The sequence below is a fragment of the Fictibacillus barbaricus genome (assembly GCF_014635025.1).
Lineage (GTDB): Bacteria > Bacillota > Bacilli > Bacillales > Fictibacillaceae > Fictibacillus > Fictibacillus barbaricus.
In genome coordinates, this window is record NZ_BMCE01000001.1 from 701230 (window position 1) to 720023 (window position 18794).

Below are 18794 nucleotides of genomic sequence, written 5' to 3' on the forward strand. Positions count from 1 at the left end.
TTTCCCAACTTATATGTTTGATAGAAGGAAACTTCACCATATAAAAAGTTTGACAGAGTAATACTTCAATAAATTGGATCTCTTGGATACCATCGCCAAGCTGCTTATTTTTTTGTCCGCCGGGATGCCAACTTTATAAAAAAACAAAAAATTCTTAAACGTTTGTTTATACATCCTACATAGTTCCTTAATATTTCGACAGTATTCTTATAGATGCAGCACAAACTTATTTGTCTAGGGGGAAATTTTAAGTGGAAAAGAAACCATTGGATAGAAGAACTTTTTTAACATATTTAGGAACAGGCGCAACTGCACTTGCTGCGGCTACTTCTGGATTAGGGGCTCTTACGGAAACAGCAAACGCACAATCTGACAGCTTAATGCGTATGAAACCGCGTAAACAGGGATTTAAGTTTCACCCGATCGCACCAACAGACAAAGACGACCTTGTACTTCCAAAAGGTTATAAATATGAAGTGATTGCGTCTTTCGGTGATGTGATTAACCAAAAAGGTGATACATTTGGATTTAATAATGACTTTACGATGTACTTCCCAATTAACGAATCGAGTGAACATGGTTTGCTTTGGGTAAACCACGAATACACAAACCCTCTTTATGTAGAAGGTGAAAAAGTAAACGGCAAGTATACAGCTGCTCAAATTGAAAAGATGCTTTACAACCAAGGCGGCTCAATTATTGAAGTAAAAGTAAAGAATGGCAAGTGGATGATGGAAACGAATTCTGAGTATGCACGCCGTGTAACAGGACTAACACCGTTTGCTCTTACAGGTCCAGCAGCAGGAACATCATCTGTTTCAGGTGCAACAACAGCTCAAGGAACGTTTGCAAACTGCTCAGGCGGACGCACGCTTTGGAACACAGTCATGTCATGTGAAGAAAACTTTGAAACAACTTCTAAAGATGCTGGACTTGATCAAACACACTATGGCTGGGTCATTGAAGTTGATCCTTTCGATCCGAACTTCAAAGTTAGAAAGCACACAGCTCTTGGCCGTTTCAACCATGAAAACGCAAGCATGGGCCTCTCAAAAGACGGACGTGTCGTTGTATATATGGGAGACGACAAAAAGGATGCTTGCGTGTACAAATTTGTAAGTAAAGGAAAGTATGTTGAAGCAAAAGGAAAAGAAAACAGCAAGCTTTTAGAAGAAGGAACCCTATATGCTGCAGACCTTGCTAAAGGGAAGTGGGTAGCTCTAACGATTGAAGCGGTTCGTGAAAAAGCAGCTGGCAATGCAGCTCTTTTAGAGAAGTTTAAAACGCAAGGTGATGTTGTTGTTAACGCACATGATGCAGCTATCCTTTTAGGTGCTACACCAACTGACCGTCCAGAAGACGTTGAGATCTCGCCGCTTGATCAAACTGTTTTCATCGCACATACGAATAATGACAAGCATGGTAACATTCACGGACACATCACACGCTTCTTCGAAAAAGGCGGAGATCATGGTGCAGAGTACTTTGATTTTGAAATCTTTGCAGCAGGCGGGCGTCAGAGCGGATTCAGTGCTCCAGATAACTTAACGTTTGATTCAAATGCAAACCTTTGGACGGTTACTGATATTTCTTCAAGCAAGTTGAATTCTGAAGCATGGACAAGCTTTGGGAACAACGGAATGTTCATGATTCCAACTGTTGGACCTGATAAAGGGGTTGCGTTCCAATTCGCCTCAGCACCTGTTGAAGCTGAGCTTACTGGACCATCTTTCACACCAAACGAAAAATCATTGTTCTTAAGCATCCAGCATCCGGGAGAAGAAACACAAGATAAAGCAAATCCAACAAGCACATGGCCACAAGTGCGCGGCGGCAACATGCCAAGACCATCTGTTGTAGCGATTACAGGATTTAAGTTTTAAACGTTCACTTAACGATTGATCACCAATTTGAGGAGGCGATATACATGGGTTTCACTAACATTGGAGTACCAGGTTTAATCTTGATCTTAATCATCGCTCTTATTATCTTTGGTCCATCTAAGCTGCCAGAGATCGGACGAGCATTCGGAAGCACGCTGCGTGAATTCAAGAGTTCTGCAAAAGATTTAATGTCTTCTGATGAAAAAGAAGAAAAACCGCAGGCAAAATAAAGAGTAACGAGTAGAAAGGATGCGGGCGTCGTTTAAAGTCTGCATCTTTTCTCTATTAAGCAGAAAAGGAGGGCTAATGTATGAAAGCAGAAGAGATGTATTTTGTTGAGCATCTGGGCGAACTTAGAAAACGAATCATAATCACGCTCGCTGTATTTATGACAGTTCTTGCAGTATCTTTCTTTTACGTTCAGCCGATCTATGACTGGCTGATACGAGACTTGGATCAACAGCTTGCCATCCTTGGTCCAAGCGAGATTCTTTGGGTGTATTTTATGATCTCGGGTGTTATTGCTATTGCTCTAACCATTCCGGTGGCAGCACATCAAACGTGGATGTTCATTAAGCCAGCACTAAACAAGAAAGAGCAAAAGGTAACACTGTCTTACATTCCAGCACTATTTCTATTGTTTTTGCTAGGGTTGGCATTCGGCTATTTTATCGTTTACCCGATGGTTTTGAACTTTTTACTGAGTCTGTCAGAAGGCCATTTTCAGACATTCTTCACATCAGAAAAATACTTCAAGTTTATGATGAACTTAACATTGCCGTTCGGTTTTTTGTTTGAAATTCCGCTTGTCGTCATGTTTTTGACGTCGCTCGGCATATTAAACCCTCTATTACTTGCAAAAGCACGAAAAGTATCTTATTTCGCTCTAGTCGTTGTGGCAGTCTTGATTACACCGCCAGACTTGGTTTCAGATTTTCTTGTGGTCATTCCGCTTCTTGTACTCTATGAGATCAGCATCATGCTATCAAGATGGGTGTATAAGCGAAAGTTAGCGAAAGATCAGCTCGTTACAGATGAGGAAGAGGAAGATAAGGTCGTGCAGATGAGACGTCCGTCTTAGTAGTAACCCTTTAAAATGATTAACGTGATAAATTGGGAACAAGGTTAGGCAAGAAATCATAAAGTCAAAAAATGAAGAGAAAGCTGGCTCTTTATACTGAAGAGCCAGCATTTTTATGGACTAAATGGATGAATCTGTCCAATTGGAGCCAATAATTTGTCCATTCGACAAAATAGGGGAAGAAAAACCTACTTTGAGGGCTGTCTCATCCCTACACAAAATGATTCTTACGTCGATTCTTTTCTGCGAGGGACCGCGCATATTCGTTTGCCTTTTCTATGCTCCCTTTTGCTATATGAAAATCAAACAGTTTGATCTCATAATGTTCTGCTGGGAGTACATAGCCGAGCTTTTTAAGAAACGGGTACAGTTCCGTTTCAATGTAATTAAAATAATGATCTTCCTGCTTTTTCAATTTATAGATGTGCAGTTGAAAGAAATGAACAAAGGTAGTGGCACCGTTCTCTTTCGCGGTTTTCAATCCTTTTTCAGCTAAAGCGATCAGTTTTTTCGGTGACTCTTTTCCGAGAAGTACTGATGCATTTAAGTACCCCTCTAGAGAACCTAAATAATTTGGAGTTGCAGGATCTTTCAGTTTCATTGATTCTTGATAATAATGGCAGGCATCCTCATAATTTTCATGTCGGATAGAATGATAGCCAAAGTTATGAAGAAGGAGGGACTTTTGTTTTTCTAAACCGAAATTCTCACATTTTTCAATCAGTTCATGATACTTTTCGTTTTGTGGACCGCTTGTTATATCTTGTTCGATTTGAATCAGCATGAGCATTTCCGTTTCAATTACACGTACATAACAATGTGCTTTTTCGAAAAAGGCAAGAGCTTTGCTTGCATAATAATATGAAAGTACCCGAGAATTTGTAGAGTGATAGGCAACAGCCATATGATAATAATATTCTGAGTTGTTGTAATAGGCAGAGTCCACTTGTTTTAATAGATCGATCGCTTCGTAATAGTCATGTTTTATTTGCAGGCCATAGATGCCTTTTATGTGAAGAAGCATGTTCCTCTCACGATGGGTGAGATCTACCCATTTATCCATCTCTTCAATAAGTGCTTCTGCCTTGGATCTTTCATCCGTCATCAAGTAATAACGAGTTAATAATAGAGTATGTGAGCGATGGAAGTCAGGGATTTGCAGCAGGGCGATCTGTTCAAGCTGTTTCTTCAGATTTTCCGCTTTGGCATCCAGCTTCATGATGATCGCTTCTTCCCATTTTTTTAAAAGAAGGTCTAATCCGGTATACGTCTTCATCTCTCTTTCAATGTCAATCTCTAACCGGTCTGCCAGGAATTGAATGGTCTCCTGAGAGACTTCTGTTAACCCTCGTTCAATTTTACTCACATGTGTACCGGAGCAAATGCCGTCTCCAAGTTCCTTTTGTGTCATATTTTTGCGTTCACGAAAGAACTTAATGATTTTTCCCTCTAGCATATCTCTCTGCCCCCATCTCCAACATAAACAGCTTATTCCGTATTATTTCTATTCTACTAAAGAAAACCCCAATTCGGTTTTACGTTTTTTAAGTCTATTTCCCTATTTCTCATAGTCATTTTACGTATATCCCTATTAAGTAAACAGTTGATATAGGCTATGAGTCACGAACGTAACCCCGATAGCAAACCTCAGAAACTACCTTTACAATTACTTTTAAATAAACACAATTTTCAATTAATGAGAGGAGGTACCTGTTACATTTTTGTTTTTCTAAAAAATCAAGAAAGCAGGGAAACTATGAAAAAGAAATCTTTCATTAAAAAATCTACCGCGCTGACATTAGCAGCAGGATTGCTGTTATCTCCAAACTCAACTCTCTTCACACCAAAAACTAACGCTGCATCTTTTAAAGCAGAGGAAATCTTATCATCGCTTACTGCTAAGCAAAGAGAAGCCTTAAAACAACTTGAATTAACAGACGCTCATGGTCTTCAAGGTTTCAAGAAGCAAGACCTTATAAGTGATACCGAAATCTCCGTCATCGTCCAATTTCAATCAAAACCAGGTCAGGCTGCTGTGTTAGAAGCACAATTAAAAGGAAAAAAATTATCCCGTCAAGAAGCTGATGCTCAAGTCGATCGAGAGCATGCTCAATTCGAAAAAGACCTAGAAACACTATTGCCGACAGTAGCTTTAACTAATAAAAAATCCAACCACAAGATTACATCAACTTATAAAACGGTATACAACGGTGTGGCGATGAAATTGCCTGCTAATCAAGTAGAAACTCTTTTACAATCAGATACGGTTAAAGCCGTATACAAGGATGTGAAGTTTCAGGTAGACCCGATCACACTGGGGGATGAAAAAGCATTTAACAGTGGCAGTGCAGGAACAGCTGTAGAGAGTATTCCTTATTTGAAGATCGATCAGATACATAAAGAAGGAATCACTGGTGAAGGTGTTAAAGTTGGAATTTTGGATACAGGAATTGACTACAACCACCCTGATTTAAAAGACGCATATAAAGGTGGATATGATTTTGTCGACGGTGACAGCGATCCGATGGAAACGACCTATAAAAACTGGCAAGACTCTAAGAAGCCGGAGTTCAATGGAAACTCATATTACACAGCACATGGTACACACGTTGCAGGAACGATTGCTGGACAAGCAACGAACGGGAATGTATCTGTTCAAGGTGTAGCGCCTGACGCGGACATCTATGCTTATCGTGTATTAGGTCCTTATGGCTCTGGTACATCTGAAGCTGTAATTGCCGGAATCGAAAAAGCAGTTCAGGACGGGATGGATGTTATCAACCTATCGCTAGGTGCCGGAATAAACGATCCTTATTATCCAACAAGTACAGCGATCAATTATGCGGTGCTTAACGAAGTAACAGCAGTGGTATCTGCAGGGAACTCAGGTCCGAACGATTACACGCTGGGTTCACCAGGTTCAGCCGCTTTGGCATTAACGGTTGGTGCTAGTGATGTACCGATGACAGTGGCTTCTTTTACTGGATCAGTTGGTGCTGAGAGCGGACTTCAGCTGACTGGACTTGCACGTCATTACGTAGACCGTCTGAACGAGCTTTCTGGAAAATCATACGACCTTGTTGATGTTGGTTTAGGAAAACTAGCAGACTACACGGGTAAGGATGTAACAGGTAAGATCGCGCTGATTTCTCGTGGCGAGACTACACTGAACGAAAAAGTGAACAACGCGAAACAAAAGGGTGCTGTTGCTGTTCTTCTTTATAACAATGTGGACGGTGTGATTGAAGCAAATCTAGGTGAATCCACTGGCTTTATCCCTGCTTTTTCTCTAACGAAAGCAGCTGGAGAAAAGATCAAGGCACAGATCGCAGTAGGCAAATCCAAGTTCACGTTTGGAAACTATTCTGAAGTGCAAACAGAAGGGGACCGTCTAGCAGCGTTCAGTTCAAGAGGTCCAGCCAGACAGACGTACGATATGAAGCCAGAAGTAACAGCACCAGGTGTTGCTGTGCTTTCAACTGTTCCGTCTTATATGGTCAATCCAACTCAGCAAGAAAACTATGATTATGCGTATTCCAGATATTCAGGAACGTCTATGGCAGCACCTCACACAGCAGGAATCGCGGCTCTAATGCTTGATGCAAACCCTGAGCTTGAGCCGGAAGATGTAAAAACGCTGTTGATGAATACAGCTGACCCACTAAACGGTGATTATTCTGTATTTGAAGTAGGAGCAGGACGTGTAGATCCATATCAAGCGATTTATAGCGGAACGAGTTTTCAGGTTAATGACGAGACTATGGTTCCAGGTGCGACCAGTCTTGTAAAGATCAAAGAACGCACAGGGGGGATCGCGTACGGAAGCCATTATGCAGGAAAGAATCTAGCTATCCCAAAAACCATTACGATTGAAAACCATGACAGTGTGAACAAGACCTTTTCTGTTGAGGTACACGGAACGAAGGGTTCACCTGGTTTAAAAGAAAATCGAATAAACATCAACATTCCAGATGAGATCAAAATTGCGAGTGAAGATTCAAAGAAGGTAACGGCGGGTATTGAGATTCCAAAAGATGCAAAAGAGGGCATTTACGAAGGCTATATCATATTGACGAATAAGTTAAAAGAAGCTGAGCAATACCGTATTCCGTTCAGTGTTCGTATAACAGAAGAAGGCTACAATGCATTAGAACTGCTTTCACCTGCTATTGCTCCAAACTATCTGAACCAAGATGGATTCTTCGGATATCGCGCCATTTATACGCCGATGGAATTCAACATGAAAGCACCAATGGAAAAAATGGAGGTAGTTGTTCAAGACGGTAAAACAGGTCAAGATCTAGGATTTATCGGAACGATGAACTTGAATGGACGTAACGAAAACCAAAGCTTTTTTGTGTTGAACGCGTTCAGCGGAATTTACTATAAATTCACGGGTGATGACAAACAGCCGATTGACTCAGAACCAACCTATGCTCCAGCAGGGCACTATAAGCTGAAATTCATCTCTACTACAGCAACCGGAAAAGAAATCATCGAATATCGTCATGTGTTCATTGACATTGATGCTCCAACTTTTGAAAGTTCACTTGACGGGGAATCACCTTTCTTAGAGTACAAACCAGGTCAAGCTACCTATCCGTTTGACATCCAGATTAACGACCCACTTGTGGATGAGATGAAGGAAGCAGGCGTGGACGTTGATCAATCTTCAAACTCGATGATCTATTATTGGAACAGTCCTTTCCCATCATCTGCGATCAAAATGGACAAAGAAGGAAAGTTCGTTGAAGAGATCGCGATGAACGAAAAAGTTCCAGCTCTTAACTTCCGCATGGACGGGTTTGACATGGCTGGAAATAGAGCATTACAGAAAAACTATTATTTTGTAAAAGAGGGTACTCCTGTATCCTACACGGAGAGTACGGATGAAGTTTTAAAAACAGGAGATACAGTAAAAGCAACTCTAAAGTTAGATAATCTTACAGATCTAACGAAAGCAGAATGGAACTTAAACAGCAGCAGCTATGGAGCAGCCTCACTCGTGGATGCGAAGTTAAGTGACTCTTACAAAGACAAAGCGTCCATCGATGTGAAAGATGGCATCGTCACTGTTCAGTTTAACGGCGGAAGCGGTGTTTTAGACCACGCTGGTATCGTAGAAGTAACTCTAAAAGTAAGTGATGAGTATTACGCAACACGAGCAGGTGTCGTGCCAGTTGTGAAAGTTACGGACAACAACGCAGTGACATCAACTGTCCTGCAAGCTCCCTATGTCTGGAAAGTAAATCCACAGTTCTCTACAGCGAATGGCTATGTTACACCAGAAGGATTTAAGAATGAAGCAGGAACGATTACCGAAAAACGAGATTGGACTAAAGTAGGCGGTTCCGTACAGATCGTTGATGCAGAAGGCAATGCACATGATCCATCAGCCAAAATCTCGGACAACGGCCAGTACGTTTATAACAAGCTTCCAATCCAAAAAGAGGCATTTACAGTGGAAATGAAGGTGCCGGGGCATTTTGTGACGAAAGGTAAAGTGTATGCCGGGTTTGAACATAAAGGAGAACTGTATGGGCAAAGCCGCTTTATCACTGCATTGCAAGTAAAAGCAGGTGACGTGAACCAAGATAACGTAATTGATATTTATGACGCGATTGAAGTCCAAAATGCTTGGGGAACGGCAAAGCGCGGGGCAGACATTAACTTTGACGGAAAGGTGGATGAAAAAGATATGAAACATGTACAAACGAATTACATGCTCCAAAATCAGCACGTTGACGATTCCCCTCAGCCAAGAAAACAGCATCAAGGAAAAACATTAGAAATCATTCTAGCAGAACTGGGGATTCAGCAATAATGTATTACAGTGACAGCCAATAAGGGAGCGAGTCTTCCTGAAGGCTGTTTCTTTTTGTTTTTGGACAAAAATAGTTAACTTGCCACGTATGCTATACTGGTAACTTGTTGTTTTAAAGTGAGTTATAGAAAGGGGAGGTATAGATTGTTTCACCTATTCACTTGTTTATTATGAATAAACCGAATGTGGGTACAATAGAAAAATGAATCTCGCTTAAAACTGGACATAAAAATAGGAAATACAGGTGAATATAAAGAAGTGTATCCATTTTCGAAGTGCAAAGGGGAATTAAATTGAGTACTAATCATCGTAAAGGGAAAAGTGTTCTTTATATATCGCTGCTATTGACAGTGGTGTTCATATTATGGGGAATATTCTTCAAAAAGAATCTTACGTACGTTACGAATAATATTTATGGCTATACGATTGACTACTTAGGGTGGATCTATCTAGCTTCAGCATTGTTCTTTGTTTTGTTCTCGGTCTATCTCTTATTCTCAAAATATGGCCGAATTCGATTAGGCAAAGAAACAGACAGACCGGAATTTAAAACTTCCTCTTGGTTAGCCATGCTGTTTGGAGCGGGAATGGGAATAGGAATCGTTTATTGGAGTGTCGCTGAACCTGTCACTCATTATGTTAACCCTCCATATGGAGAAGGGTTTACGGATGCTTCAGCAAAACTAGCAATGAAATATACGTTTTTCCATTGGGGACTGCACCCTTGGGCAATTTATGCAGTTATCGGATTAGCACTTGCTTTCTTCCAATACAACAAGAAGCTGCCTGCATCCATAAGTTCTGCTTTCTATCCTTTATTGGGAGACAAAATTTATGGACCAATTGGTAAAACGATTGATATTCTTGCTGTGTTTGCTACAGTATTCGGCATCGCTACCTCATTAGGTTTTGGAGCATTGCAAATTTCAGGCGGATTTAATACTTTATTTGATGTTCCAAACACCTTAACTTTACAAATTATCATCATCGCTGCAGCGACCATCCTTTTCTTGATCTCTATTACGACAGGCTTGGAAAAAGGGATTCAATATTTATCAAATACCGCAATGATTCTATCCTTCTTGATCATGCTTCTCGTTTTAATACTAGGTCCAACATTTTTCATCTTTAATTTATTCTTTAATTCATTAGGAAATTATTTAAACGATTTCCTAGAAATGAGTTTAAGATCCGCTCCATTCAGTAAGGGAGAATGGATCGGTAACTGGACACTGTTTTACTGGGCATGGTGGATTGCGTGGGCGCCGTTTGTCGGTATGTTCATTGCAAGGGTTTCTAAAGGAAGAACTATAAAAGAGTTCATTCTAGGAGTGCTTGTTGCGCCAACATTAGGCACCTGCTTCTGGATTGCAATCTTTGGTGGTACAGGGCTTCATTTTGTACAGAACTTAGGCAATCATGAATTGGCTAATAAAATCGCGGATAATGTTTCGCTATCTATCTTTTATTTATTTGATCAGCTGCCGTTCAGCACCGTGTTAAGTATGATCGGCTTGCTGGTGGTGATCACGTATTACATTACGGTTGCGGATACTTCTACATTTGTTTTAGGAATGCTTAGTGAATCAGGAAACTTAAATCCTTCCAACAAGATTAAAATCACATGGGGAGTTATTCAATCATTGGTTGCTATCGTTCTTTTAGCAGCAGGCGGTTTAACTGTCTTACAGACCGTATCAATAGCAACAGCTCTTCCATTTGCCATTATTATGGTATTCATGTGCTGGTCCTTAGTAAAAGGCCTAAGACATGAAGTAAAGAAGAAATCAATAGAAAAAAAATAAAGGAATAAAAACGAGGGCCAGAGATAAGCGGCTCTCGTTTTTTGTGTTACATTGCATAACAGTCACTTCACCTTATCACCGCGGCACTAAGGTCGCATTTACAAGGGTATACTGAGATTGATATACTTTTTTCGGTTTAAAGAAATTGATATGAAAGTTTGAGGTTAACAGACAGCGATGATGATGGCGATACGAAAACGACGCGGGTTTCTACACCCGGCAGTTGAACTCATTTTAGAATATGTATATGTTGTGATTGGCTCAGGGCTAGTGGCACTGGCATTCTCGGTATTTCTCCTTCCAAACCAGATTGCCTCTGGCGGAGTAAGCGGGATATCTACAATCCTATATGGCCTTTTCCAATGGAAACCTTCAATTGTACAGTGGAGCTTAAACATTCCGCTTTTCTTAGCTGGGCTTTTCTTTCTAGGCAGACGATTTGGAGCAAAAACCCTAGTCGGAACCATTGTACTTCCATTCTTCGTTTTTATTTTTGAAGAGTGGGGAGCAGCAACAGAAGATCCGCTTCTTGGTGCGATTTTCGGAGGACTTGGAATCGGAGCGGGACTTGGAATCGTTTTCCGAGGCAAAGCTTCCACTGGCGGGGTAGACCTCTTAGCACAGATCGTCCATAAATACACAGGAGCGTCACTCGGAACCATTATCCTATTCATAGACGGTACGGTCGTATTGGCTTCAGCTCTGTTCTTTGGAATTGAACAAGCTTTGTACGCACTTATTGCCATGTTCATTACGGCGAAGACGATTGATGTTGTGCAGATTGGTCTAGGCACTACAAAAATGGCCCTTATTATCTCTGATCATGAAGATGAGCTGCGCCAGGGCATCCTTACCCATATTTATCGTGGTGTTACAAAGATCAACGCGTTCGGTGGATATACACAAGATGAGCGGCCGATGCTGATGGTCGTTGTTGCACAATATGAAGTGACGAAATTAAAGCAGTACGTAAAAAGCGTGGATCCTTCCGCTTTTGTAATCGTAGTAAATGCGAACGAAGTACTAGGAGAAGGGTTCAAACGAGGTTAACTGTACCACCAAAATTCACTCCCAAACCAGTCTGGTCTCAAATCGGCTGGTTTTTTTAATGTTAAAGGACTTTTTACCTAAGTCTGCCTTTTTTACTATAAAACCTGCCATCTAGAGCGATAAATCGTAACGTGCATGCAGGACAAAAGTGCCTAAATTCAGTTCAATGGTCGACTTTAGAACCCGGTTGTCGAAAAGTCTACCTGCAGGTTTTTTCTGATCATGAAGGATTACAGCGAATTTTGTCGTATTTTATACATTACAGTTTTATTAAAACACAACCATTGTCCCTTGTTTGAGGAAGATGAAACACAACTGTAATAAAATTGTCAGTACGAGATGTTATAATAGTTATTGCGGAAAAAAACTGACATTTATCGCGCTTTTGTCGAAAGACTTAAATAGATTGTTGATTAAATAGGGAAATATTTTTTTGGGGTAGTAAGGAAGTGATTTAGATTGATAGAAATGATTGATGTGTGGAAAACCTATCCGAACGGTGTTATGGCACTAAATGGGATTGATGTCTACATAGAAAAAGGCGAGTTTGTATATGTGGTCGGACCCAGTGGTGCAGGTAAATCTACATTTATAAAATGCATGTATCGTGAAGAAAAACCAACACAAGGGTCTATTATTATTAACGGAACAAACCTTGCAAAAGTAAAAGAACGCCAAATTCCAAAAGTACGACGTAAGATCGGCGTTGTTTTCCAAGACTTTAAACTTTTACCGCGTCTAACGGTTTACGAGAATGTAGCGTTCGCACTTGAAGTTATTGAAGAATCGCCAAAAGTGATCAGAGAACGTGTAATGGAAGTTCTTGATCTCGTAAAACTAAAAAACAAAGCCCGCATGTTTCCAGACGAGCTGTCTGGTGGAGAACAACAGCGTGTATCGATCGCTCGTTCTATCGTGAACCATCCGCCGGTTATCATTGCGGATGAGCCGACTGGAAACCTTGATCCCGAAACAGCTTGGGAGATCATGGACATCTTTAAAGAGATTAATGCAAGAGGAACGACAGTTGTCATGGCAACTCACAATAAAGAAATCGTTAATACAATCACAAAGCGCGTAATTGCCATAGAAGGCGGCCGAATTGTACGTGATGAGGCGAAGGGGGATTACGGCTATGAAGATTAGAACATTAAAACGACATGTAGTAGAAGCGTTTAAGAGCATGGGAAGAAACGGCTGGATGTCCTTTGCTTCCATCTCTGCAGTAACGGTTACATTACTCCTAGTAAGTGTGTTCTTGGCTATTCTATTGAACATTAACTATATTGCTAGTCAGATTGAAGACGATGTACAGATCAGAGCTTACATTGAAAGAACGGAAAAGCCTGAAAACTATAAGGATTACCAACAAGACCTTGAGAAACTGGATAAAGTTAAAACGGTCGAGTACCAATCCAAAGAAGAAGGTCTAGATGAATTGATTGAAAGCCTTGGAGATGAAGGAGAAGCCTTTTCTTCATTAAAAAATGAAAATCCGCTTCGAGATGCGTTCATTATCTATACGGACAAGCCGCAAGATACAGCTGCTGTAGCGAAAGAAGTAGAGAAATTTAAATTTGTTAACAAGGTTGAGTATGGAAAAGGGACCGTCGAAAAGCTCTTTAAAGTTACAGATGTTGCCCGCAACGTTGGGATTGTCCTCGTGTTAGGACTTGTATTCACAGCGATGTTCCTGATCTCAAATACGATAAAATTAACGATTGTTACACGTCGCCGTGAGATTGAAATTATGAAACTCGTTGGTGCGACAAATGGATTTATCCGCTGGCCTTTCTTTATCGAAGGGTTTGCCTTGGGTGTATCCGGTGCAGTCCTTCCGATCGTCGTGATCGCTGTAGGATATCAAGCCATTTTTGATATTGCTAATCAAAAATTAGGGACGGTATTCATTGAGCTATTGCCAGTAACGCCGCTTATCCCGCAGTTATCGTTATTGATGCTGTTGATCGGTGGAGTCATTGGCGTATGGGGAAGCTTAACATCTGTCCGTAAGTTCTTAAAGATATAAGTAGAGATAGCAGAAGTAAAGATCCAAGAAAAGCGAAACAAATTAATAGGGGTTAGGGAGGAAAACGAATGAAAAGGAAAGTGGTTGGTACAGTGCTTTCGTTAAGTTTAGCACTGGGCGCTTTTACTGTGTATCACTCTGAATCCGTCGTTAACGCGGAGTCTTTATCAAGCATCAAGAAAAAACAACAAGAGAATGCAAAGAAAGCTCTGGATTCTAAAGCAAAGCTTGACGCAAACAAAAGCAGCCAGGCTGCTGTTGAGAAAGAAATAGAGCGTATTGATATGCTTTCTTCTGAGACTGATATGAAAGTACAGGAGAAACAAGCAGAAATTAAAAAAACAAAAGATGAGATCGCACAATTAAAAAGTGAGATTGCTGTTGTTCAAAAGAGAATTGACGAACGTGATAAACTTTTAAAAGAACGTGTTAATTCTATGTACGAATCAGGCGGAGCAGTATCTTACTTAGAAGTTGTTCTAGGTTCTAAAGACTTCGGTGATTTTCTTGATCGCGTGTTAGCACTTAACATGATTGCAGAACAAGACCGCCAGCTTCTAGAAGAACAAAAGAAAGATAAAGAACTGCTGGAAGAAAAGATGGCAGCTGTTGAGAAGAAACTGATTAATCTTCAAAAAGCGATGCAAGATCTTCAAAAACTTCAGCAGCAATTAAAAGCACAAATGACTGAAAAAGCCCGTTTGATGGCTTCTCTTGAAAAAGAAGAAGAGCAGCTTCATGCAGAAGCGCACAAGATTGAAAATGAAGGTGCACTTCTAAAAGCTCAAGAAGACGCGTTCCGTGCTGAACAAGCGCGTGCAGCTGCAAGGGAAAAAGCGGCTCGTGAGTCTTCGTCTGGTGGTTCAGCTCCATCAATGGGACCTGTTTCTGGAAATGGCATGATCATTAAACCAGCTGCAGGAAGAGTTTCTTCTGGTTTTGGAATGAGAAGCAGTGGTATGCACGAAGGAATTGATATCGCACAAGGCGGAACAGTTCCGATCTATGCTGCAGCAGATGGAACTGTTATTAAATCAGAATACTCATCTTCATACGGAAATGTCGTTTACATTTCTCACTCTATCGGAGGCCAGCAATGGACAACGGTTTACGCTCATATGAGCAGCCGTGCTGTATCCGGTGGATCAGTATCAAAAGGCCAGTTCTTAGGCAATATGGGGAACACAGGGCATTCATTTGGTCAGCATCTGCACTTTGAGCTTCATAAAGGACCATGGAATGCAGGAAAAACAAATGCTGTAAATCCTGCGGCTTACTGGTAAAATAAACACATAAAGTAAACAAGCTATTCATATAGTGAAGTAGGAGACAGGCTGTTGCCGAAACTCTTACAATGGAAGGCATCGCACTTTGCAGGGTGTGATGCCTTTTCCTGCAAAAATGAGGTGAGCAGAATGAACTTAACTAAAAAAATGTTGGCCCTGCTGATTGTCCTGTCAATGCTTGTTGGTGCTGGTGGAATGTATGGCTCTATGGCGCTTTTTGGAAATGAATCAAAGTACGTACAGAATGGTGAAGTGAACGAGCTGCCGAAAACAGAAACAAAGATCAACAGTGACGGAGAGTTTGCAAAGCTTCAAAAGACATATGAGATCATCTCTTCTCGGTATGTTGAAGATGTTGATCGAGATAAGCTCCTCGAAGGTGCTATTCAAGGAATGGTTAAAACGTTAAAAGATCCATATTCTGTTTATATGGATGAAGAGACGGCAAGCCAGTTCACACAATCATTAGATTCTTCCTTTGAGGGAATCGGTGCAGAAGTAAGTATGGTGGACGGAAAAGTAACGATTGTTGCACCATTTAAAGACTCTCCTGCAGAAAAAGCAGGTCTAAAGCCGAACGACCAGATCATTACGATTGATGGGAAAAGTGTTGAAGGCCTTGATCTTTATAAAGCCGTATTGAAGATTCGCGGTGAAAAAGGGTCTGTCGTCACACTTGGTGTTAAACGCAGCGGTGTTAACGATGTAATGCCGATTAAAGTAACACGTGACGAGATTCCGATCGAAACGGTTTATTCCGATATTGAAGAAGTAAAAGGTAAAAAGATTGGGGTTCTAGAAATCACATCGTTCTCTGAGAAAACAGGTTCTGATTTTAAAAAGCAGTTAACAGAGCTTGAGAAAGAAGATATTGATGGTCTTGTTATTGACGTACGTGGTAATCCTGGGGGCTATCTAGAAGCGGTTGACAGTATTCTTCGTCAGATCATTCCTGAGAACAAACCATTCGTGCAGATAGAAGACCGTAAAGGGAACAAGGAACGTTATGTTTCTGCACTAAAAGAAAAGAAAGACTATCCAATCGTAGGTCTGATTGATAAAGGAAGTGCCTCAGCATCTGAAATTCTTGCTGCAGCGTTACAAGAAGCAGGAAACTATGACCTTGTTGGTGAGAAGTCATTCGGTAAAGGTACCGTTCAGCAGTCTATCGACCTAGGTGATGGATCGAACATCAAGCTTACTTTGTTTAAATGGCTGACACCGGATGGAAACTGGATTCATAAAAAAGGTGTCAAACCAACCTTTGAAGTAAAGCAGCCAGAATACTTCTACACGAACCCAATTGCGGTGGAGAAAAAAGCACTTGAATTTGATATGAACAATGAACAAGTGAAAAACGCACAAGTTATGCTTAATGGATTAGGGTTCCAGACAGGTAGAGATGATGGATACTTTGACGAAAAAACACAAGCTGCAGTAACAGCCTTCCAACGTGCAAACAACTTGCCTGCAACAGGAAAAGTAGATGCAAAAACAGCTGGCAAAATGGAGTCTAAAGTCATTGATTCTATCCGTGACGAAAAGAATGATGTTCAGCGTAAAACAGCCATCGAATTACTTGCAAAATAAGGGATTATGGCAGGAAAAAACAACTGAAACACGAATACTATCCGTAGAGGAAATATTCTCTGCGGATTTTCTTTTTACACTTAAAGGGGCAAACAAAATGGGATCATTCAATATTGGAGATATACTTTTTCAGCTGGCAGCCTTTCTGGTACTTGTTGCAATCATTACCGGAATAGGCTTGCTGATGAAACGAGCTGTAAGCACAGATAGAAGATTAAAAAGAATCGAAGAAAAAGTGGATGAATTAAAAGAAGAGAAAAGGAGAGAACGCCCATGACAGACACCTTTGTGAACGAACTGCTGCAAGGCATAGGGCTGCTTTTTTTACACCCGCTTTTTTATGGCTTTATCCTCATTGCATTTTTAATCGGTTTAAAACGGGTAAAACGTGAGCGCAAAGAATTTAAAGTAAGAGTCCATCCGGTGATTGATAATCTGATCTTCTCACTGTTGCCTGGTATCTTGATAGGTCTAATTGGTTCCGTAATCTTTGTTTCTGCCGGGGTAACACTGCCTCTTGGGATGATCGCTTTAATCGGGATTATGTATTTAGTGCTCGGTTTAACGTTTAAAACGCGCTTTTTAAACCCTGCGTATGCTGTAAGTTTAGCAGCAGTCATCGGTCTTCTGCTGCCAAAGTTTGAAACTGGTTTAGTTTTTTTAGACAGATGGATAGTAGATGTTCAAAAAACACCCCTTGATTCATTAGCTGTTATTATTGGTGTTCTTCTGATACAGGAAGGGATTTTGGTAATCTGGAGAGGGGCAGATCGAACGTCACCTCGTCTGTTTAAAGGGAAGAGAGGTCATTACATAGGCGCACATGAAGCTACAAGGTTTTGGATCGTTCCTCAGTTTCTTGTACTGCCTGCTGGTTCTATCCCTGTTTTAGATTGGTGGCCTTTGTTTCCGATGGGAGCAGTCGGCTTTTCATTCTTTCTTGTTCCTTTTGCGATCGGATACCGCCAGCTTGTAACACATACACTGCCTGCTGAAGCCATTAAACACCTTGGCAAGCAAGTTTTGTTTCTAGGAATAATCGTTACAGGTATTGCAGCGGTTGGTCATTTTTATAATCTGCCTCTTTTGATTGCCATATCGATTGCGTCCGGTCTTGCAGGCCGAGAACTCATTACACTTGTAACAAGTCAGCGGGATGACACGAGGCCATCGTTTTTTGTACCGCGAGATAAAGGGGTAATGATTCTTGCTGTAGTCCCTGGAACGCCTGCTGCAAAAATGGGCTTAAAAGCAGGGGAAGTGATTGTAAAAGTAAACGGAGTCATGCTTTCACACGAGTCAAGTCTTTACAAAGCACTTCAGATCAATGCTGCATATTGTAAGCTCGAGGTTCTTGATTTGAACGGAGAAATTCGTTTTGTACAAGGTTCTCTATACCAAAATGAACACCATCAATTAGGTGTGCTGCTCGTTCACGATGTCGTTGATCGTAACGTTGCGGTAGGGAACTAGTTGTGATTTTTCATAATTAACCGGAATCTGGTCAAAATTCTCCGGAATCATTTTTCATAATTTATCGGAATCGTATAATTGTTATAAAAAGGCTCATTCAACTTGAGTCTTTTTTTATTCCAGTTATTCCACAAACGGGCCAGATTGTTGAGTAAGGAAGGTGATTAGATAGTTCATCTTGAAATTGTAAGTTATGCCAGAACAATCGACCGCAATAGATTATTTAGATTGGAGGAAATAGAAAATGGATGTAAGGACACTTTTGTTACAGCAATGGGCAAGCTGCTTAGATCAGGAAGACTGGTTTCCACCACTTGAAAAAGTGCTAGAGGATATCACTTTTGAACAGGCAATTTGGAGACCAGTTGAGGGGGCACATTCCATTTGGGAATTAGTTTGTCATTTGCTTTTCTTTGAAAAAAGAATTCTGTTACGATTTCTTGGTGAAACAGCGAATGAACCACAGGCAGAAAATAATGACGCTACATATCGATTACCAACTGAAACGTCTCAAAATTGGCAGAAAACAAAACAAGAATACTTTTATGTTCATCGTGAACTTGAAAAAATACTTGCAACATCAGAACTAGAAGATTTGTATAGAGAAATCCCTGAAGACAATCCATTAATGATTGAACTGAAGAGTTTAGCCATGCACGACGCCTATCATATTGGGCAAATTGTATTCCTTAGTAAAATGCAAGGAGCTTGGGCAGCGAAACGCAGCTTTTAAAAAAAATTATTAGCTTTCAGTTATTCCATTATAGGGTGCA

The 18794-nt window shown here is 40.7% G+C and carries 14 protein-coding genes; 13 read left to right on the forward strand and 1 reads right to left on the reverse strand.

The annotated features are described in order from the left end of the window. The first annotated feature begins 251 nt into the window (after nt 1-251). The 3 genes from IEV52_RS03275 (at nt 252) to tatC (ending at nt 2964) form a co-directional block, all read left to right on the forward strand. A complete protein-coding gene (locus IEV52_RS03275) occupies nt 252-1883 on the forward strand; it encodes a PhoX family protein (protein WP_229754174.1) in 1632 nt (543 codons plus the stop codon). Between the two features lie 44 nt (nt 1884-1927). Beyond that, nucleotides 1928-2113: a twin-arginine translocase TatA/TatE family subunit gene (tatA, locus tag IEV52_RS03280; RefSeq protein WP_188401092.1), complete on the forward strand. Its 186-nt coding sequence runs from the start codon at nt 1928-1930 to the stop codon at nt 2111-2113. Nucleotides 2114-2193: 80 nt separating this feature from the next. Then, complete coding sequence (tatC, locus tag IEV52_RS03285) at nt 2194-2964, forward strand: twin-arginine translocase subunit TatC (RefSeq protein ID WP_188401093.1); 771 nt, start codon at nt 2194-2196, stop codon at nt 2962-2964. A gap of 211 nt (nt 2965-3175) precedes the next feature. On the opposite strand, the gene IEV52_RS03290 is transcribed toward tatC, so the two are convergent. Then, complete coding sequence (locus IEV52_RS03290) at nt 3176-4420, reverse strand: helix-turn-helix domain-containing protein (RefSeq protein ID WP_188401094.1); 1245 nt, start codon at nt 4418-4420, stop codon at nt 3176-3178. A gap of 300 nt (nt 4421-4720) precedes the next feature. Between IEV52_RS03290 and IEV52_RS03295 the strand changes: the two genes are divergently transcribed. The 10 genes from IEV52_RS03295 to IEV52_RS03340 all read left to right on the forward strand — a co-directional run bounded on the left by IEV52_RS03295 (nt 4721) and on the right by IEV52_RS03340 (nt 18754). Then, entirely contained in the window at nt 4721-8788 is a 4068-nt protein-coding gene (locus IEV52_RS03295) for a S8 family serine peptidase (RefSeq protein ID WP_188401095.1), read from the forward strand. A gap of 293 nt (nt 8789-9081) precedes the next feature. Continuing rightward, the gene (locus IEV52_RS03300) at nt 9082-10593 is read left to right on the forward strand and encodes a glycine betaine uptake BCCT transporter (RefSeq protein ID WP_188401096.1); all 1512 of its coding nucleotides are present in this window, start codon (nt 9082-9084) and stop codon (nt 10591-10593) included. Between the two features lie 189 nt (nt 10594-10782). Further along, the gene (locus IEV52_RS03305) at nt 10783-11643 is read left to right on the forward strand and encodes a YitT family protein (protein WP_188402228.1); all 861 of its coding nucleotides are present in this window, start codon (nt 10783-10785) and stop codon (nt 11641-11643) included. A 459-nt stretch (nt 11644-12102) separates the two neighbouring features. Beyond that, a complete protein-coding gene (gene ftsE, locus IEV52_RS03310) occupies nt 12103-12789 on the forward strand; it encodes a cell division ATP-binding protein FtsE (RefSeq protein ID WP_188401097.1) in 687 nt (228 codons plus the stop codon). Next, nucleotides 12779-13672, forward strand: coding sequence for a permease-like cell division protein FtsX (ftsX, locus tag IEV52_RS03315; RefSeq protein ID WP_188401098.1), 894 nt, complete (start codon nt 12779-12781; stop codon nt 13670-13672). Before ftsE ends, ftsX begins: the two co-directional genes overlap by 11 nt. Nucleotides 13673-13740: 68 nt before the next feature. Beyond that, nucleotides 13741-14955 (forward strand): murein hydrolase activator EnvC family protein, encoded by a 1215-nt coding sequence (locus IEV52_RS03320; protein WP_188401099.1) that lies wholly within the window; start codon nt 13741-13743, stop codon nt 14953-14955. A 132-nt stretch (nt 14956-15087) separates the two neighbouring features. Beyond that, nucleotides 15088-16548 (forward strand): S41 family peptidase, encoded by a 1461-nt coding sequence (locus IEV52_RS03325; RefSeq protein ID WP_188401100.1) that lies wholly within the window; start codon nt 15088-15090, stop codon nt 16546-16548. Next, nucleotides 16538-16825: a hypothetical protein gene (locus tag IEV52_RS22255; protein WP_229754175.1), complete on the forward strand. Its 288-nt coding sequence runs from the start codon at nt 16538-16540 to the stop codon at nt 16823-16825. Before IEV52_RS03325 ends, IEV52_RS22255 begins: the two co-directional genes overlap by 11 nt. Next, a complete protein-coding gene (locus IEV52_RS03335; RefSeq protein WP_188401101.1) occupies nt 16822-18021 on the forward strand; it encodes a PDZ domain-containing protein in 1200 nt (399 codons plus the stop codon). Before IEV52_RS22255 ends, IEV52_RS03335 begins: the two co-directional genes overlap by 4 nt. Before the next feature lie 244 nt (nt 18022-18265). After that, nucleotides 18266-18754, forward strand: a complete 489-nt coding sequence (locus IEV52_RS03340; protein ID WP_188401102.1) for a DinB family protein — start codon at nt 18266-18268, stop codon at nt 18752-18754. Nucleotides 18755-18794 lie beyond the last annotated feature (40 nt).